The organism is Algoriphagus sp. NF (genome assembly GCF_028823735.1).
Taxonomy (GTDB): Bacteria; Bacteroidota; Bacteroidia; order Cytophagales; family Cyclobacteriaceae; genus Algoriphagus; species Algoriphagus marincola.
The window spans coordinates 1-16,868 of sequence record NZ_JAPEIB010000046.1 but is presented as its reverse complement, the minus strand read 5'-3'; the positions used below and the strand labels follow the sequence as shown (position 1 = coordinate 16,868).

The 16,868-nt window shown below is 39.9% G+C and carries 11 protein-coding genes and 1 pseudogene; 9 read left to right on the top strand and 3 right to left on the bottom strand.

The features are described from left to right. Positions 1 to 10: 10 nt before the first annotated feature. On the bottom strand, positions 11 to 1,291 hold the full coding sequence (locus OU792_RS16635; RefSeq protein ID WP_134203169.1) for a glycoside hydrolase family 2 TIM barrel-domain containing protein: 1,281 nt from the start codon (positions 1,289 to 1,291) through the stop codon (positions 11 to 13). Positions 1,292 to 1,644: 353 nt separating this feature from the next. On the opposite strand from OU792_RS16635, the gene OU792_RS16630 reads away from it, so the two are divergent. The 4 genes from OU792_RS16630 to OU792_RS16615 all read left to right on the top strand — a co-directional run bounded on the left by OU792_RS16630 (position 1,645) and on the right by OU792_RS16615 (position 6,167). Further along, positions 1,645 to 3,111 (top strand): SLC13 family permease, encoded by a 1,467-nt coding sequence (locus tag OU792_RS16630; protein ID WP_274670776.1) that lies wholly within the window; start codon positions 1,645 to 1,647, stop codon positions 3,109 to 3,111. Between the two features lie 489 nt (positions 3,112 to 3,600). Further along, positions 3,601 to 5,010: a histidine kinase gene (locus OU792_RS16625; protein ID WP_026945598.1), complete on the top strand. Its 1,410-nt coding sequence runs from the start codon at positions 3,601 to 3,603 to the stop codon at positions 5,008 to 5,010. Between the two features lie 3 nt (positions 5,011 to 5,013). Beyond that, positions 5,014 to 5,688, top strand: coding sequence for a LytR/AlgR family response regulator transcription factor (locus OU792_RS16620; RefSeq protein ID WP_100626928.1), 675 nt, complete (start codon positions 5,014 to 5,016; stop codon positions 5,686 to 5,688). Between the two features lie 137 nt (positions 5,689 to 5,825). Beyond that, on the top strand, positions 5,826 to 6,167 hold the full coding sequence (locus tag OU792_RS16615; RefSeq protein ID WP_274670775.1) for a hypothetical protein: 342 nt from the start codon (positions 5,826 to 5,828) through the stop codon (positions 6,165 to 6,167). Here OU792_RS16615 and OU792_RS16610 read toward each other — a convergent pair. Beyond that, positions 6,164 to 7,036 (bottom strand): AraC family transcriptional regulator, encoded by an 873-nt coding sequence (locus OU792_RS16610; protein ID WP_274670774.1) that lies wholly within the window; start codon positions 7,034 to 7,036, stop codon positions 6,164 to 6,166. The two genes, OU792_RS16615 and OU792_RS16610, sit on opposite strands and share 4 nt — an antisense overlap. Positions 7,037 to 7,170: 134 nt before the next feature. On the opposite strand from OU792_RS16610, the gene OU792_RS16605 reads away from it, so the two are divergent. The 3 genes from OU792_RS16605 to OU792_RS16595 all read left to right on the top strand — a co-directional run bounded on the left by OU792_RS16605 (position 7,171) and on the right by OU792_RS16595 (position 12,783). Then, complete coding sequence (locus OU792_RS16605) at positions 7,171 to 10,668, top strand: PVC-type heme-binding CxxCH protein (RefSeq protein ID WP_274670773.1); 3,498 nt, start codon at positions 7,171 to 7,173, stop codon at positions 10,666 to 10,668. Positions 10,669 to 10,670: 2 nt separating this feature from the next. Next, positions 10,671 to 11,531 (top strand): sugar phosphate isomerase/epimerase family protein, encoded by an 861-nt coding sequence (locus tag OU792_RS16600; RefSeq protein WP_134203163.1) that lies wholly within the window; start codon positions 10,671 to 10,673, stop codon positions 11,529 to 11,531. A gap of 136 nt (positions 11,532 to 11,667) precedes the next feature. Further along, positions 11,668 to 12,783 carry a Gfo/Idh/MocA family protein gene (locus OU792_RS16595; RefSeq protein ID WP_026945592.1) on the top strand — a complete coding sequence of 372 codons (1,116 nt, stop codon included), beginning with the start codon at positions 11,668 to 11,670 and terminating at the stop codon, positions 12,781 to 12,783. A gap of 253 nt (positions 12,784 to 13,036) precedes the next feature. On the opposite strand, the gene OU792_RS16590 is transcribed toward OU792_RS16595, so the two are convergent. After that, complete coding sequence (locus OU792_RS16590) at positions 13,037 to 13,411, bottom strand: hypothetical protein (RefSeq protein WP_134203162.1); 375 nt, start codon at positions 13,409 to 13,411, stop codon at positions 13,037 to 13,039. A gap of 587 nt (positions 13,412 to 13,998) precedes the next feature. On the opposite strand from OU792_RS16590, the gene OU792_RS16585 reads away from it, so the two are divergent. Together OU792_RS16585 and OU792_RS16580 are read left to right on the top strand one after the other, a co-directional pair. Then, the gene (locus OU792_RS16585) at positions 13,999 to 15,933 is read left to right on the top strand and encodes a sensor histidine kinase (RefSeq protein WP_166669449.1); all 1,935 of its coding nucleotides are present in this window, start codon (positions 13,999 to 14,001) and stop codon (positions 15,931 to 15,933) included. A gap of 558 nt (positions 15,934 to 16,491) precedes the next feature. Continuing rightward, positions 16,492 to 16,868: pseudogene (locus OU792_RS16580) on the top strand (tyrosine-type recombinase/integrase); the annotation flags it as partial.

The window sequence follows — 16,868 nt, the reverse complement described above, 5'->3', positions numbered from 1 at the left end:
TGGTTGAGGTTCACCTATTTTTATTGGCTAGTTGAATAGATTCGGCTAAATCAATAGCTGAAAAGTGTTTTTCAATTTTTTCTAGGGTCATTCCTGGTGAGAAGGGATTTATTTCATGTGCTTTTTTCAGGGCAAAATACGCGGCTCTTGGATAGAGTTTATAGTAACCTTCTGGGTTTGTTTCACCTTTAGAAGTGATCCCAAACCACTCTTCATTCATGTTTTTCTCGCCTTTTTTATAATCAAATTTGTATCCACCATTCGCCCAGGATGCTTCATTGTTGTGAACATCCAGTTCGACGGTTTGACCGGTTTTCCACCAACCATCACTGAATTGAAATGTAAATCCTCCCAGGGAATTTCCAGATTTTCCCAAGCCTGCAGCATTTTCATAGATTTCTTTCCAGTTTTCAACCATGTAGAATGCTTGAGACTTTTGATCCTCAGTTTTTGTAATGGCATTGAAAGCATCTGCACCAAATTCTGTAAAAAGAATGGGCTTATTTAATTCATTTTTAACACGCTCAAAAGCATCTCCAAAGGATGAACCGCGGTACATATTGGTTCCGAAAATATCTATGTCTTGACACTCTTCCTTGATGATATCTAGAAAGAGTAAATCACCGTTACAAATAGCTATGGGCACAGTCCTGTCAATTTTTTTCATAGCGACAGTTGCCTCATTAAACAATTTATACATGGCAGTAGCTCGGATGATAGATTCCTCACTCTCCTCTGGAATATCCTCTGTTTCAGCGCCTTCCCAGAATAATCCATAGTTGTTTTCATTACCAAGCAGGTAGAGTAGGAGGCCTTCTGTCCCTTGGTACTCCTTTACCATCTCTACGACTTCCTTCAGTAATTTTCTTCTTACTCTGGGGTCAGAATATTCCGTGTTTTCCATCCAACCATCATTAAGGTCCATTCCATATCGACCAAAAGCATGATTGAGCATGGTATAAATTTCGTAATTCTTATAGATATATGTAATCCATCTTGGAGGGATACCTATGTATATTCGCACCGAATTGACCCCCATGTTTTTTAAAAGTGACATTTCATCATCAAGAGCTTTCATGATGAATTCATCCGGTTGATCCCAAAGACTGTAGTCGAAATTGGTGCCTCTTGGAAAATAATCCCAGTTCATACCATTGACCATAAAACTTTCTCCTTCAACCAAGAGCTTTATTCCTTGATCATCATTAATCAGTTCTACTTGAGAATTTTGAGAATAGAGGATTTTAGGGATAAGAAGGCAGACGAGAATTAAAAAGGTGGAAATTTTCATTGGGCTTGAATTGTAAATTGATTACGACTATTTATGAAATAATCTTATTTCAAATCATTGGTAAGTAATCCATTTATGACTGATATAGCAAGGATGAGTACTACGTCATTTCTTTCATATGACTACTACAAAATTTCAAAATCTCACTCATTGACCTATTTGAAAGGCAATTTGCCAAGATTTTGAACTTCACAGCGTTTGAGAAGCTCCTAAGAGTTTTACTGTGATCCGGTTGAGACTTGAGACATTATTCTTTTGTTACATAATTTACATTATGTTAAGTAAAGATTTTTTCCACCTACACATTCTGAATTATTTTTAACTTAGGCCCCGTCTTTAAGTCCACCACCCTAATGAAGATTTCTTTTACTAGTCTAGGCTTGATTCTAGGTCCACTTTCATTTTTTATCATCCTGTATGGCGTAAATTCTCCCGATTTAAATCAAGAAGCTTTGGCCATGTTGGCTTTGGCCAGCTGGATGGCGATCTGGTGGATCACTGAAGCATTACCTATAGCAGCTACTGCATTCTTGCCTTTAATTCTAATGCCCACCCTGGGAATTCTTCCTATAAAATCTGTTTCATCAAACTACATGCATCCTACAGTGATGCTATACATGGGCGGATTTCTAATGGCTACAGGAATTGAAAAATGGAATTTACACCGGAGGATCGCCCTATCGATTATTCAATTGATTGGAACTGACTTAAGAACTATTGTCTTAGGATTTATAGTAGCTACCGGTTTTCTTTCTATGTGGATTTCCAATTCGGCAACTTCACTGATGATGCTTCCGATCGGCTTAGCAGTTGTAAAGCAGTTTCAAGAGCAATTTGGAGCTGATCAATCCCAACTCAGCGATCGTTTGGGTAAAAATATCATGTTGGGCATCGCCTACAGCGCATCAATTGGTGGCGTGGCTACCTTGATCGGTACCCCTACCAATACTATTCTAGCTGCCGTAGTTAGTGATCTTTATGATTACACCATTGGCTTTAATGAATGGATGCTTTTTGGCTTTCCCCTCGCTGTTTTCTTAATTCTTATTTGCTGGTGGTATTTGGTCACTTATGCGAATCCCCTTCCCAAGAACTTTAAGCTAAATGACGCGAAACATATTGTAAAAGAGCAACTTATAAAACTTGGAAAAATCTCCTATGAAGAAAAAAATGTATTGATAGTCTTTGGCTTAGTCTGCTTCTCCTGGATTTCAAGAAGCTTTTTTCTGGCTAAGTTTATCCCAGGTATCGATGATACTATCATCGTTCTCACTGGAGTATTGATCTTATTCCTCCTACCCGATTCAACTAAAACTAAAAGAATTCTGGATTGGAAGACTGCCGAACGTATTCCCTGGGGTATTTTGATACTTTTTGGAGGTGGTTTGGCTCTAGCAGAAGGATTCAAAGAAACCGGACTGGCGGAATGGATTGGTCAGCGATTTACACTCATTGAAGGAATTTCTTTCTTCTTATTGCTGCTGATTATTATCGCTTCGGTCAATTTCCTTACGGAAGTTACATCCAATGTGGCCACAGCCTCAATGCTTCTCCCGATTTTGGCTTCTGTCGCCCTCAAGCTGGATCTTCATCCATTTGGCTTAATGGTGGGCGCTACTTTAGCTGCGAGTTGTGCATTTATGCTTCCTGTGGCTACTCCACCCAACGCTGTCGTATTTGGATCAGGCTTTCTACAAATGAAAGATATGGTCAAAGCAGGGTTTTGGCTAAATATTTTCTCCATACTGATAGTTAGTCTCTTAGTGTATTTCCTTCTTCCCGTTCTTTGGAATATCGATCTGGAGATTTATCCTTTTTGATTTTTCCCAAACTCAGATAAAATAACCTTGCATCCTTTAAACTTTCTAATTCCTAAGGAGATGGCTTCGTCACAACTTGATATTTTAATAAACAATGATTTTGAAATCAGCTCCTTGCCATGACGATAAACATCCTATTCCTACTACTTAACTCCCAAGCATCCTAACTCCCCAACTCCCCAACTCCCCATCCTCCCTACTCCCAAACTTCCCTACTTCCTAACTCCCTAACTTCCCATCTCCCAAACTCCCTTTCTTCCTAACTCCCCAACCCCCAAACTTCCCTCCTCCCACCGTTCCATCCCACTAAACCCACTATTCATCCCAGTTTTTTGATGGCTAATTCAGGATTTGCGATTCTTGTGTCCATGAAGGCAAGCAATCCAATCCAAGAAAAAGTAAAAAGGCATAAGGGAATTTATTTTCTATTGCTGCTCGCCCTTGTTTGTTATCTCTATCAACTAGTAAACTTGATTTAATCCCAGCATTATGAAGGAAAGAAGTTTTGATTTTAGACAGATCGAATGGTGGATTACCACTTTGGTTTTCGTCAGTATCGTGCTATTCAATTTGATCAGCATGAATACCAATCGATGGGCTGGAACTCTCCCCTCGCCCTATGACCGTATTTTTGTTCCTACCGCGCTCTATGTGGTATTCTATATTTTTCATATGCAGTTGATTCCAACCTATCTGAAAAACCGGAAAATCGGCCCTTTGATCGGTTGGGGAATCCTGACTTTTGGCCTCGCTTTCATATTTTCAACAGTCCTTACGGTAGCCTCAGACCGATCTTTTGAGAAGCTTTTCCAACTCTTCTTGGGGGTTATCTTCTTGTATATTAGCCATCAAGGAGGAGCATTGGTTTTAAAGAATATGCTTACACCGCCCCGGGTTTCTTCCTACTATTTTTACAATTTGGCTAGGATGATTTTGACCTTTATTGTGCTCATTTTCTTCCTATTACTGGGACAATCCTCTGTGATCGATGAGGGTGTTTTGATTTTATTTATTATGATTTTCCCGGTTTTGCTATCCTTGGTTCTCTACAATTATTACCTGGTCTATGGCAAGCGGAAAGCAGGTAAAAACAAGCAGGCAAATTGGTATTTGGCTCTACTGCTGGTCATAGTGTTCTTTGTGTTTTTTGCAATAGCTGCCGGGAATGGTCAAGAGGAAATTATTTTAATTGGATTTTTGATCAATGGAATTATTTTATTGATAATCAATCCTTTATCAAATCTGATTTTCAAGAAATACGAAAACCTGACAGGTAAAATTTTCAACCTCAGCACGGAGGTAGGACAAGGACAGGCAAACCTTGATTTTCTTCGCTCTCAGATCAATCCGCACTTTCTTTTTAATGCCCTAAACACCCTTTATGCGAGTGCCTTGATGGAAAATGCAGAAAATACATCTGACGGTATCCAAAAGCTGGGAGATATGATGCGTTTTATGCTTCATGAAAATCAGCAACCCAAAATCTCCCTTTCTCGGGAAATAGACTATCTCCGAAATTACCTTGACTTGCAGATGCTTCGTTTTGGATCACAGGAAAATCTGGATGTGGATTTTCAAATCAATACGGATGGCTGTCAGGGTCAGATTGCTCCCATGCTATTGATTCCTTTTGTGGAGAATGCATTCAAACATGGAATTTCTTCGAAAGAAAAATCGTGGATTCGGATGAACTTGCGATGCATCTCAGGCTCGGTTCATCTCGACTTGGTCAATAGTGTGCATCCAGTCAAGTCTACAGAAAGATCGAATGAAACTTCAGGGATAGGTTTGGAAAATGTGAAAAAGCGTCTCAACTTGGTTTATCCCAACCGGCATCAATTAAATATTGTATCCAATGACTCGGATTTCTTTGTACATTTTTCAGTGCAAATTCATTAATCTATGATCAAAGCTATTGCTATCGATGATGAGGGTTTTGCATTAGAAGTGATCAAATCCCATGCTTCGAAAGTGCCTTTTTTAGAGATTCAGGCCAGCTTTACCAATGCAATGCAGGGACTGGAATACCTTAAAAATCATGATATCCCTTTGGTTTTTCTAGATATCAATATGCCGGATATCTCAGGAATTGATCTGGTAGAACTCCTTCCTGCTGGCACAGAGGTGATTTTTACTACAGCCTATTCGGAGTTTGCGGTAAAAGGATTTGACTTAGAGGCTTTGGACTATCTCTTGAAGCCTTTCAACCTTACCCGCTTTGTGAAGGCCTGTGAAAAAGCCAGAACCCGTATTTTGGGAAATACGGATGATTCCTGGACTTTCATCAAAACACAGGAAGGTCAGGTGCGAATAGACTTTCCGGACTTATTGTACTGCGAATCGCAGGGGAATTATGTGATTTTTCAAAACAGTGAGGAAAAGTATCAAAGTCGGATGACACTTCAGGAAGCCGAGAGACTGCTGCCCTCCTACTTTATCCGAACCCATCGTTCATTCCTTGCCAATAAAAACCAAATCAAAGTTGCAGAAAAGCATCAGTTGCGACTTGGGAAATTTATCGTCCCGGTGAGTTCTACTTATTCTGATGAAGTCATGACCAAAATTAAAATCGAGTAGGAAAAAATAGACCGATGGAGATCAAAGAATTAATCGAAAGATCCGAAATTGAACAGAATAGCAAACTTAATACTGCTTATTCTCTGTTAAAGAATCTTTTGTCAGAATTGAGAAAAAGAGAGATACCGATTGAAATTTTGAATTCTATCAATCAGGAAATTGATAAGTTAAACGGTTTTTCAGGTTCGGATAAAGAACTGCTAAAGCAGGTCCGAAATTCCCAATCGCTGATTCTTTCCCTCGTCAAAAAAGAGCTTGGTCTAGTTCCAAAAGGGCATTTTCAAACCATGTGGATGGCTATGGGAATGGCAACTTTTGGGATTCCATTCGGAGTGGTTTTTGGGCTTACTTTGGGAAATATGGCCTTCTTTGGAATAGGTATTCCGATCGGTATGTCCATCGGGTTGGCAATAGGTGCAGGAATGGATAAGAAAGCGCAGGAAGAAGGAAGGCAGTTGGATATTGAAATTAAAGCCTAAAAATGAAGCTGGTATTCCTTTCGATATTCTAAGGGTGTTTTTTGGGTTCGCTGCCGAAAAAGCCGATTGAAATTAGAGAGTGTATGGAAGCCTGAACTGAAGGCTACTTCGCTGACATTCAAATCGGTATCGTGCAGCAGCTTACAAGCATGAGCAATTCGAACTTCGGTCAAAAAATCAGAAAAAGAGCGGTTCATCCGGGATTTGAAAAAGCGACTAAAAGCTGAAACCGACAAATTTGCAAGGTCAGCTGCATCTTCAAGTGATACTTTTCCTTGGAAATGATTCATGACATAATCATGCACTTTACCCATTCGATCCTCTTCAGATTCTTTATGTGAGTTGATATAACCAGGATTAGCGATCAATTGCTTTTCGTTGGAATGAGCAATTGTCTCCAAGATACTCAACAAATGAATGACTTGGCTTGGACCGGAACTTTGGAGCATGTCCAGCATCAGCTTTTTGACCTGAATATTGGTCTCTCCCCCTATTTCAATTCCAAACCTCGATTGCTCCAGTAAAACAGAAATGGGCTCAAACTCTTCAAAAACAAAGGGTGAATCATTCAGGAAATTCTCAGGGAAATAAATCACCACGCCGCGAGTTTCCAATTGATTTTCACTACGAAAATAAGCTGGATCATTTCTCCATAGATGCGGAAGATTAGGCCCCGTCAAGACCATATCGCCTTCCCGAAAAGCCTGAATATTATCTCCGACGAAACGGGTTCCCCTACCCTTCAAAACAGTAAATAACTGATATTCGGAATGAAAGTGCCAATTGACATCAAAATATGGGGCTACCAAGTCCTTAATCAAAAGGGCTTTGTTTTCGGGAATTCTTGACTTTTTTAAGGGCTTTCTCACTGCTTAATGACTCAAATTTACCATTATGGAACCTAAATAAGCAAAATACAGTCAGAAAATACCAACAAATAGGAAGAAGTATTCACCAAAATTGTGGAATATAGCTTCCCGATATTGCTTAAACCCAAATAATCATGAATCTAAAGAATATAGGAACTAGCCTTTTTGCGCTTTTGCTTCTATTGATAGCGAGCTGTAGCCAAAGCAAAAAGGAAGTATTCCTCTCTATGACAGAGCCAAGAAGAGTTGAAATTCTTGTGCTTGGACACGAAAGCGAGCATCATAATTCCGAGAAATTCATGCAGCATCTTGGAATTCCTCTGTTCCAAAAAGGCATCAACCTGACTTACACTGCCGATCCCAATGATCTGAATGAGGAGATGCTTTACAATTATGATGGCCTGATGATTTATGCTAATCACGATGACATCACTTCTGATCAGGAAAATGCTCTCAAAGACTATGTACAAAGCGGAAAAGCCTTAATTCCAATCCATAGTGCTTCTTGGTGTTTCCGAAACTCTGATTGGTACATCAATACTGTGGGTGGCCAGTTCGAATCTCATGGAGAAGGCAATTTCACAGCTACAATTGTTGATGCGGATCACCCCATCATGAGCGGGATTGAGGAATTCGAAACTTGGGATGAGACTTATGTTCATTCTCAACTCAATCCGGATATGCATGTTCTAATGGAGCGAGTGGATGGAGACCACCGGGAGCCTTATACATGGACCTTGGAAGAAGGAAAAGGAAGAGTTTTCTATACCGCTTATGGACACAATGAAGAGACTTGGAAGCAGCCTGAATTTCAGGAGCTAGTAGCAAATGGGATTTTATGGGCTGTGGGTGATGAGGTCAATGCACTTTTGGCAGCTTATGAAATTCCTCAGCCTGAATTCCGTGATGCAGAAATTCCAAACTATGAGCGAAAGGATCCCGCTCCGCGCTATCAGCTACCGCTATCACCTGAGGAAAGCATGAAAACTGTACAGCTTCCTGTTGGGTTCGAAATGACTCTTTTTGCTTCTGAACCGATGATCATCAATCCAATGTCGATGACGTGGGATGAAAGTGGTAGACTTTATGTAATTGAAACAGTCGATTATCCGAATGAGGTAAGAACTGAAGGAGGAAATGACAAAATTAAAATTTTAGAAGATACTGATGGAGACGGAAAAGCTGATAAGGTGACCGTTTTCGCTGATAATTTGAACATTCCTACTTCAATCATGGCTGTCAATGGAGGAATTTTAATCTCCATGGCACCTGATTTTGTTTTTCTAAAAGATACAGATGGAGACGATGTAGCAGACGTGCGGGAAGTCATTATGACCGGTTGGGGAAAAAGCGATACGCACGCTGGACCATCCAATCTAAAATATGGATTTGATAATAAAATTTGGGGTGTTCTAGGATACTCTGGATTCAGAGGTACTGTCAGCGGAGTGGAGCATTCTTTTGGGCAGGGTGTTTACCGCTTTAAGCCGAATGGCGAAAACCTTGAATACCTAGGCAATACTTCCAACAATACTTGGGGTTTGGCTTTCACAGAAGACTTCGAAACCTTCATTTCAACTGCAAACGGACAGCACAGTGTGTATTTTTCAATGGAAAATAAATATGTGAAGCGTCCCGTTTTCCAAGGTTCAGCCAATACCGTCCATGGAATCGACAGTCACTACGATATGCCTCACCTGACCCCTTTCCTTCGTCAAGTGGATTGGCATGGAGGCTACACGGCAGCTGCAGGACATTATTTCTACACGGCAAGGAGCTTTCCGGAAAAATTCTGGAATCGAATTGCTTTTGTAGCTGAACCTACCGGTAGGGTCCTACACAATGCCATCATCGAATCAGATGGTTCTGGATATATCGAGAAGAATGGATTCAATATTTTGGCTAGTTCAGACGAATGGTTCTCCCCTGTTCATGCGGAAGTAGGACCAGATGGAGCTCTTTGGGTTGCCGATTGGTATAATTTCATTATTCAGCATAATCCAACACCAAGAGGCTTCGAAAATGGAGCTGGGAATGCCTACATCAACCCACTTCGTGATAGTCAGCATGGAAGAATCTACCGTGTGAGTTATAAAGGAGGGGAAGACTCCAAAACCTTTGATCTTCGGGATGCCAGTAATGCCGAGCTGATGGAAGCACTGAAAAGTGAAAATATGTTTTGGAGATTGACTGCTCAGCGTCTGATTGTGGAGCAGCAAAATACCGAAGTAATCCCTGACCTTTACAAGATAATCGCTGACCAATCAGTAGATAAAATTGGTCTAAATGCTCCGGCAGTCAATGCCCTTTGGACACTTCATGGACTTGGCCAATTGGATGGAAGCAATAAAGAAGCAAGTATGCTTGTAGAAAAGGCCCTTCGTCATCCATCAGCTGCTGTTCGTAAAAATGCATTACGTGTTTTACCATCCAATCAAGAAAGCTTGAGAGCGATCTTAGGGTCCGGTATTTTGGATGACTCAGACATGCACACGAGAAAGTTCGCGTTCCTGGCACTTTCTGAAATGCCTTTCTCTGAGGATGCCGCTAAAACTTTGCTTCAGACAGCTGAAAAAGATGAAAATGGTCAGGATCCATTTTTGCCTCAAGCAATGTTTGCAGCAGTACTTTCCCATCCGACCGAATTTGCCAAGCGGGATAATACCGCTGCAGTTCAGGCTTCAGGAGATACCGAACTCTCTCTGGCGGATCGAATCAGTAGAAGCCTGGTGGCCGAGCAATATCCTTTGGATTCAAGAAACTCCATACTCTTTCCTCCGGACATAGCTGGAAAAGAGATTGCAATTCGAATGATCGTTTCCAAAGCCAATAATCCAATGGATGGAATTTTGGTAGCTTCTGGCAACAATACGAATGGGTACAGTTTGTACATCTATGAGGATGCTCTTCACTTTGCAGTAGCACAGGATGAAAAATTGACAATCATCAGTACCAAAAAACCACTTCCTGAGGAGCAATTCATCATTGATGCCAATTTGGTGGAAGACGGAAGCATGAGTTTGAAAATAAATGGTGAAGAAATTGGCAAAGCCAAAACCAAAGGTCTATTCACGGCAGAACTTTCTCCTAGAAGAGTTCGTGTAGGCCAAAATGATTCTAGAAATCAAGTTGGAAAATATGTAGGAGGTTGGATGTTCTCAGGAAGAATAAGCAACAAATCTACCTTGGCCTTGAAAAAGCCAGGAACGGATCTCTCTGAAGATTCAGATAAGGTTGCTACCATTTCAGCCAATGGAAGTTCGATTGTCAAGCTAGCCGTCATCCCACATGAGATGAAATATGACAAGACCACCTTTACCGTAAAGGCTGGTTCACAGGTAACTATTGACTTTGAAAACCCTGATTTCATGCAGCACAATCTAGTTATCGGTCAAAAAGGATCAATGGAAACTATAGGGGAAGCTGCAGATGCCTTGGCCAGAGATCCGAAAGGAGCCGAGCAAAATTATGTACCTAAAATACCACAAGTCATAGCCGCCACTCGATTAGTCGATCCTGAAGGACGGGAATCACTGGTTTTTGTGGCTCCTACCGAACCAGGAGAATATCCATTTGTCTGTACCGTACCGGGTCACTGGAGAATTATGAATGGAATTATGATTGTGGAATAAGGATGGCTTTAGATGTAAAATTTGGTGTAAGTACCTGGCTTTGGACTTCACCCTTTAATTCAGAAACGATTTCTCTTTTTGAGAAAATCAAATCCTTCGGCTACGATGCGGTGGAAATACCGGTCGAAGATCCTGAATTGATTGACATTGACCGGGTCAAGAAAGCGCTCGCAGAACATGCTCTCAAACCTATCATCTGCGGGGCTTTCGGGCCTACCCGGGATTTGACTCATGAGGATCCTAAATTCCATCAGACTTGCTTCGATTACTTAGATGCTTGCTTTGAAATTGCTTCCGAATTGGGTGCAGGCTTTGTGGGTGGTCCTATGTACTCCGCCGTGGGAAAAGCGCGCTTGGTCTCTCCGGAGCAAAGAAAAGTGGAATGGGATCGGGCGGTCACTAATCTTCAGAAGGTGAGCAAACGAGCCGGAGAATTCGGGTTGGAGATCGCCTTAGAAACCTTGAATCGATTCGAAACAGATCTAATTAACACCGCTGCTGAACTCAAGCAATTAATCGCTGATATCAACGAACCTCAGGCCAAAGCCCTTTTGGATGGCTTTCATATGAGCATTGAAGAACCAAGCATTGAAGATGCCATTGCAGCTGTTGGCGACAAATTGATCCACGTGCAAGTCTCTGAAAACTACAGAGGAACCCCAGGTACTGGACAGACAAATTGGTCTGCATGGAAACGAGGCTTGGAAAAGATCAATTACCAAGGTGCCATTTCCATCGAAAGCTTTACACCGAATGTCAAGGAATTGGCTGGAGCGGTTTGCATTTGGAAGCCTTTGGTACCATCTCAGGATGGCTTCGCCAAAGAGGGGCTTGAATTCTTGAAAAAATGGGCAGCTGAGTAAATCAAGCTGTTTATAACTAAGGATATGTCAGTCAGAGCTGAGTCGAGGACCCTTCGACTCCGCTCAGGGTGACATCAACATCGGTCATCTGACATCCGAAAATATTTTATTCTTTTAAACCCAAAACAACATATCTATGAGCCAAAAACCAATCAATATTGCCATCATCGGCCTTGGATTTGGTGCTGAGTTTATTCCTATTTATCAGAAGCACCCCTTGGCAAACATGTATGCAGTTTGCCAAAGAAATAAAGAGAAAGCCGAAGAAATCGGGAAAGCTTTTGGCATCGAAAAAGTCTACACAGATTATGACGAGCTGCTAAAGGATCCAAATATCGACGCAGTTCATATTAATACCCCCATTCAAAATCACGCGGAACAATCCATCAAAGCACTGAAAGCAGGAAAACATGTAGCATGTACTGTTCCGATGGCAACTACCGTAGATGAATGCCGTCAGATCGTCGAACTCTGTGAAGAGACGGGATTGACCTACATGATGATGGAAACGGTGATTTACAGCCGTGAATTCCTTTTTGTAAAGGAAATGTATGAGAAGGGTGAATTGGGGAAAATTCAGTTTCTTAGAGCTTCGCATCAGCAGGAAATGGCTGGATGGCCAGGCTATTGGGAAGGCCTCCCTCCCATGCACTATGCGACTCATTGTGTTGGGCCCGTTTTGGCTTTGCCCAAAGGACAGGCTGAATATGTATCCTGTTTGGGTTCGGGCAGAATCGACGAAAACCTCATTCCGAAGTATGGTTCTCCTTTTGCTATTGAAACTTGCCACATTAAGCTAAAAGATTCTGATCTCGCAGCAGAAGTAACTCGTTCCCTGTTCAATACAGCAAGACAGTATCGGGAAAGCTTTGATGTGTACGGTTCCAAAAAGTCCTTCGAATGGACACTCATCGAACATGAAGACTCGGTAATTCATACCGGTGAAGTTCCAGAAAAGGTCAAAATCCCTGATTATGCTCATTTACTACCCGAGGGAATTCAAAAATTCACAACCCAAGGAGTATATGACTCAGATGAAAATCAGCATTTATCCTTTACTCAAGGATCTGGTCATGGTGGTTCTCATCCTCATTTGGTCGATGAGTTCTTAAATGCGCTTACAGAAGGCAGAGCTCCCTATCCGGATGCTAGACAATCCGCCAATATAACCTGCGTGGGTATTTTGGCACATGAATCTGCTATGGATGGAGGAAAAATCAAATATCTACCTGAGTTTACCCTCAGCAAATAAAGCAAAATAGGCCTGGAAAATTTCCAGGCCTTGTTTTTTAATTTTTTCACCACAGAGGACACAGAGGAGTTTTTGAAACACAAAGGACACGAAGGAGATGAACCTCTAAGGACACAAAAGGCCAGATTGTCCCTAGCATCAGGAAAAGATAGGTAAGAAAAAGCTTTGTGTTCGTTGTGCTCTTGGTGTTTTTTCACCTTGGAGGATACGGAAAAAAATTAAAATTTTCCACTTCCAGCTTCCTTCTTCCCACTTATTTCACTTTCTTCGCTTCTGTCACAAACATGTCCATCAGCGATCCTGAAGCATTTTCATCATCCACTTTTTTTAGACTCAAGTAAACGTCATAACCCGTAATATTGAAATAAGCTGTTAGAACATCATCTGTAATACTTACGGAAGACATTTCCTTCTCTGTACCGGAAGCATCTTCTACGAAATAGCCCATGGTCTTGCCGTCAATAGTTTCAAATCGCATAGGAATAGTTGCTGTACCTTCTGGGGTATCGTAAACCGTCACGGCCCACTTACCTTCGAAATACTCAGGAGAGGCAGTAAAACTGGAAAAGCTGACCAGTGAGCCCATAGCCACAAGGAGGACTAGCAATAAGGAGGATAATTTTTTCATTGATGTAAAGGGTTAAATTTTTCAGAATTTAAACAATCTAAATGATTGAAAAAACACCTAGATTAAAATTAATTTATAAAATTTATAACCTGAATAGGTAAATTAACTCTTTAAATAGTAATAAAAATATAAAAAGAATTTCTTAATTAGATTATGGATTTATTTGCTTCGAAAGAATCTACAATGGTTATAATAAATTAATTCTCTAAATAATAATATTTCAACTGAAGACAGTGAGTCCATTTTTGTGTTACGTTCTCAAGACTTTTTCTCATTCTAATTAAAACCATTTATGTAAATCATTGTGTTTCTTAATAGGCTTTGCAAACCACGAATAAAAATTTTTAAATATTGATTTTCAAATAGTTATGATTTTTTCTAATGTATTAAACATATTTAAAACAATGATATATTCCTTATACATACAGTTTTTTGTATTAAACTAAATTCAAAAAAATTAGTAATAAGACTTATAAATAAAATATCGTTTATTTATCTTTAAAAGATAAAAATTAGTGCTTTATGCTTAGGGTATGATAAATTACCTGAGCAGACATACATCGAATATCATTTTCATATACTATTCAATGCCAAATTTAGTATTATTTCTACTGTTAATTTTCAATTCTGCTGATCCTACAAGCGATAGCTTGAAATTGGAACTTCAAAAAACAGATAATCCTGGCACGAAAGCCTCGATTTATTATTCCTTAGCTAGACACTACTATGGTTCGAATCAGGATTTAGCCATTTCGTATGCAGATTCATCTATTTATTTTGGAGAATTGGCTGAATTACCGAAAATGCAAGGAAATGCAATCAATATTAAAGCAGTAGCTTATCTGATCAAATCTGATTTTGAAACCTCCATGAAGCTGAATGTGGATGCATTAAGAATCAGAGAAAGTATACAGGATACGCTAGGATTAGTTGAATCTCACCTTAACATAGGAAATATTCTCTATCGAACCGGTGAGAGTTTTGAGGCGGCTGAACGATATAAAAAGGCATTGACATATGCTAAAATGGCCAACAGTCAGCGAGGATTGAGTTTGCTATACAATAATTTGGGAAGCTACTATAGAGACAAATGGATTTCAACTGGTGCAAAAGAGGATTTGGACTCAGCCAAAGCGTACCTTTCCGAATCTCTAGAAATCAAAACCAGTTTGAATGACGTCAGTGGACTTATTCATACACTGAATCAGCTTTCAGAGTTAGCTCAAGGTGAAAAGCAATATATGCTTGCAGAGAATTATCTGAAAAGGAGTTTGAAGGTCTCTGAAGGAATCAGTAATACAGAGCTTCAAATTTCAGTACTAACGCAACTTTCTCAATTCAATCTAGAGGTAGGAGATAAATATCAGGCATTAAATTATGCCAAAAGTGCTTTTGAGCTTGCTGAAGGAATGGGTTCAAACTACATGATCTCCAGTACTGCAAATTATCTTATTGATGCATATCAGGAAACCGGAGATTATCGGAATGCATTGGAAGTTGCAAAACAAAAAATAGAAGCTGATGGACTACTTTTCAATGAAAGCAAACAAAAAATTCAGGATGATTTACTGATCCAATATGAGTCGGAGAAAAAGGAATTGGAAAATCAAAGACTCCTGGAGGAACAGCGGTTTTTAGATTTAAATCTCCAACGGAAGAATGAACTTCTAATTGCTGCAGTGATAATTTTGGTAGGATTGATAGGGCTTGGAATCTATCAACGAAAGAAAAATAATGAATTAGAACTTGCCAAGAAGAAGATAGATATGACCCTGGCCCAACTGACAGAAAAGAATGATCAAGTGGAAAAACAGTCCGTGCTTCTCAGTCAGGCAAATTCTGAACTCAAAGAGGCAAATTCTATTCGGGAGAAGTTATTGTCTGTAGTGTCCCACGATGTAAAAGCCCCCCTCTCCTCTCTTCAGGTTCTTTTGGAATATTGGGATCAAAAAATCCTAACCAATGAAGAACTTGCCAGCCTAGTACCTAGAATTGCAAAACAAACAAAAACTGTACAAGAACTATTGAAAAACCTTCTACAATGGGCTCAAACACAGATGAAGTCCAGTAATCTCCAATTAGAAGAAAAAAATCTTAGGTCACTAGTTGATGAGGCTATTCAATTTGCAATTCCAACGGCAGAAGGGAAAAAGATAAATATTTTGAACGCCATACCCGAAAACCTAAGTATTCAAACTGATAGCAATCGGCTTAATTTCATTATTCGAAATTTAGTCTCGAACTCTTTGAAATTCACCAATCCCGATGGTCAAATTAAAGTTTCCTTTGAGTCTACTGGAAATGGGAATATCCATATTTCGGATAACGGAATAGGAATGAGTAAGGAGAAACTCGCATCTCTTTTTCAACAGGGAATGGGGCCCTCTATCGGTACAGCTGGCGAAAAGGGTTCAGGTATTGGATTATTACTCTGCAAGGAATTTGCCGAAAGCATGGGTGCTCGATTAGAAGTAGAAAGCGAAGAGAATAAGGGCTCAACATTTACGATTGTTCTTGGGTAGGTTTTGGATTTTCGTTTGAATTTTAAATGATTACCCTTATGCCCCGCTCTTAGCTATTAAAAGATATCAAACATCTTTAAATGGTAACCTCGTAAGCACAATTTTTTGCAATGGATATTAAGTCAATTCTCAAAAGGCTGGAAAACCTTGATCTTTGCAACGCTATAAGTGTATAGCTTGTCAATAGGCAATTTCAAAAAGTGCGGTCGCTAAATACTCAAGATAGGATTTCCTGCCTAACCCCCTGCTAAGCCTACTCTAATTTCGTGAGGCATCAAAAGCTTAAAACAAAAAAACTCATACCATAAAAATAAAAAAAGCACCTGAAATTCAGATGCTTTTAAAAGAGCCCCTTGCCGGGATCGAACCAGCGACCTACTGATTACAAGTTAGAAATATACCTATTTTTTCACTATCTATTTTATACCTTAAAATATTGATTTACAGTTTTATATAAGCTTTACTTTATGTTTTTGTTAATGCTATTTTTGTGCAAATATTGACCCTTTTTTGTGCAAATGGTGTGCAAATGGTATCTTTGAGGAAAGCTACTTTGACATGACACGAAAAAAAGACAAAGCCAAAGACCCGGTTTCGGTTAGTTTATACCTTGACACGAGGCGCAAAAAAGATAATGGATTTTATCCGGTGAAAATCCGGGTTTACGATGCCTCCACCAAAAAAGCCCGACTTTATACAACGGATTTCGACCTAAACGAAAAAGATTTCAATAGGATTTTTTTTCCTGAAAAAGGCCAGCGATTCAAAAAAGAAGAAACCGAGATCCGGGAGGATTTGGAAGAGTTGAAAGGCTATTATTCCGAGAAAGTTAAAGCATTAAATTCCTTCACTTTTGAAGCCTTCGAAAAATCTCTTTCGATTACCTCCGGAGAATTACTCAATGCCTTTTATCATTATAAAAGCTATATCCAAGA

Excerpts from the sequence above, each read along its gene's own strand:
- OU792_RS16625 (WP_026945598.1), top strand. The coding sequence starts at position 3,601 with ATGAAGGAAAGAAGTTTTGATTTTAGACAGATCGAATGGTGGATTACC.
- OU792_RS16605 (WP_274670773.1), top strand. The coding sequence starts at position 7,171 with ATGAATCTAAAGAATATAGGAACTAGCCTTTTTGCGCTTTTGCTTCTA.
- OU792_RS16635 (WP_134203169.1), bottom strand. The coding sequence starts at position 1,291 with ATGAAAATTTCCACCTTTTTAATTCTCGTCTGCCTTCTTATCCCTAAA.
- OU792_RS16630 (WP_274670776.1), top strand. The coding sequence starts at position 1,645 with ATGAAGATTTCTTTTACTAGTCTAGGCTTGATTCTAGGTCCACTTTCA.
- OU792_RS16590 (WP_134203162.1), bottom strand. The coding sequence starts at position 13,411 with ATGAAAAAATTATCCTCCTTATTGCTAGTCCTCCTTGTGGCTATGGGC.
- OU792_RS16595 (WP_026945592.1), top strand. The coding sequence starts at position 11,668 with ATGAGCCAAAAACCAATCAATATTGCCATCATCGGCCTTGGATTTGGT.
- OU792_RS16620 (WP_100626928.1), top strand. The coding sequence starts at position 5,014 with ATGATCAAAGCTATTGCTATCGATGATGAGGGTTTTGCATTAGAAGTG.
- OU792_RS16585 (WP_166669449.1), top strand. The coding sequence starts at position 13,999 with ATGCCAAATTTAGTATTATTTCTACTGTTAATTTTCAATTCTGCTGAT.
- OU792_RS16600 (WP_134203163.1), top strand. The coding sequence starts at position 10,671 with ATGGCTTTAGATGTAAAATTTGGTGTAAGTACCTGGCTTTGGACTTCA.